The organism is Paraburkholderia madseniana (assembly GCF_009690905.1).
GTDB classification, from domain to species: Bacteria; Pseudomonadota; Gammaproteobacteria; order Burkholderiales; family Burkholderiaceae; genus Paraburkholderia; species Paraburkholderia madseniana.
This window is the reverse complement of sequence record NZ_VOSW01000260.1, coordinates 1-1,649: the sequence shown is the minus strand read 5'-3', so window position 1 is coordinate 1,649 and position 1,649 is coordinate 1. Positions and strand designations below refer to the sequence as shown.

2 protein-coding genes are annotated in these 1,649 nt (G+C 61.1%); both read left to right on the top strand.

Annotated elements, in window-relative coordinates; genetic code table 11:
- On the top strand, positions 1-810 hold an 810-nt coding region (locus FSO04_RS45695), incomplete at its 5' end, for a Mu transposase domain-containing protein (RefSeq protein WP_414693535.1).
- Positions 800-1,576 (top strand): IS21-like element helper ATPase IstB, encoded by a 777-nt coding sequence (gene istB, locus FSO04_RS45690; protein ID WP_154567996.1) that lies wholly within the window; start codon positions 800-802, stop codon positions 1,574-1,576. The genes FSO04_RS45695 and istB, both read left to right, overlap by 11 nt.
- Positions 1,577-1,649: the final 73 nt, after the last annotated feature.

The window sequence follows — 1,649 nt, the reverse complement described above, 5'->3', positions numbered from 1 at the left end:
GGCTGGGAGAAGGGGCAGATCGAGAAGAACGTCCAGGACAGCCGCCACCGGCTCTGGCAGAAGGTGCCGACGTTCGGCTCGCTGGCGGCGCTCAACGACTGGCTGGCCGACCAGTGCGTGCTGCTGTGGCAACAGACACGGCACCCCGAACAGGACATGACGATCTGGGACGCGTGGTCTGCCGAGCGGCCACACCTGATGCCAGTGGGCCAGCCGTTCGACGGCTTCGTCGAACACACCAAGCGCGTGTCACCAACCTGCCTCGTGACCTTCGAGCGCAACCGCTACAGCGTGCCGGCATCATTCGCCAACCGGCCCATCAGCCTGCGGGTCTACGCCGCGAAGCTTGTGTTCGTCGCGGAAGGTCAGGTGATTGCCGAGCACGGCCGGCGGATCAACCGCAGCCATGACAACGGCGAGACCATCTACGACTGGCGTCACTACCTGGCAGTCCTGCAGCGCAAACCTGGCGCGCTTCGCAACGGTGCACCCTTCGCCGAGTTTCCAGTCGGATTCCGCAAGCTGCAGGGTGTGCTGCTGAAGCGTCCCGGCGGTGACCGGGAGATGGTCGAGATTCTGGCGCTGGTCCTGTTGCACGACGAACAGATGGTGCTCGCAGCCGTCGAGCTGGCGTTCGAAGCCGGCGCCCCAAACAAGCAGACGGTGCTGAACATCCTGAGTCGGCTGCTCGACAGCCCGCCTGTGCCGCCGCTGCAGACACCACAGGCCTTCGCACTGACCGTCGAGCCGCAAGCCAACGTCAGCCGCTACGATCGCCTTAGAGGCCGGGAGGACAACCATGCAGCCTGATGTCATGATGCAGATGCTCAAGTCACTTAAGCTGCACGGTATGGCACAGGCGTTGGGCGAGCTCGCCGCGCAGGACTCGCCGGCCTACAAGTCGGCTTCACTGGTGCTTGCCGGGTTGCTCAAGGCTGAACTCGCAGAACGTGAAGTGCGTTCGCTCGCATACCAGATGAAGGTGGCGCGCTTCCCGGCGTATCGTGACATCGGTGGCTTCGATTTCAGTTGCAGCGATGCCAATGAAGCGCTGGTGCGGCAGCTATACCAGTGCGAGTTCATCGACTCGGCGCACAACATCGTTCTGGTGGGCGGACCCGGCACCGGAAAGACCCATCTGGCAACTGCAATCGGCGTGCAGGCACTTGAGCATCATCGCCGCCGCGTGCGCTTCTTCTCCACCATCGAACTGGTGAATGCACTCGAACAGGAAAAGCTTGTGGGCAAGCCTGGACAGCTCGCAACACGGCTGGTGTATGCCGATCTGGTGGTGCTGGACGAACTCGGCTACCTGCCGTTCAGCCAGACTGGCGGTGCGCTGCTGTTCCACCTGCTCAGCAAGCTCTACGAACGAACCAGCATCATCATCACCACCAATCTGAGCTTCGCCGAGTGGAGCAGTGTGTTTGGCGATGCAAAGATGACGACAGCGCTACTCGACCGGCTTACGCACCACTGCCACATTGTAGAAACAGGCAACGATAGCTATCGTTTCAGAAACAGCACGACACAGCCAAAGAAGGAGAGAAAGAAGACCCAGACACCCACCGAATAACCCGCAAAGCTGGTCCAACGGGTGGGTCAGAATTCAATGCAAATCGTGGGTCAGGATTCCGTGCAAATCAACA

Excerpts from the sequence above, each read along its gene's own strand:
- istB (WP_154567996.1), top strand. The coding sequence starts at position 800 with ATGCAGCCTGATGTCATGATGCAGATGCTCAAGTCACTTAAGCTGCAC.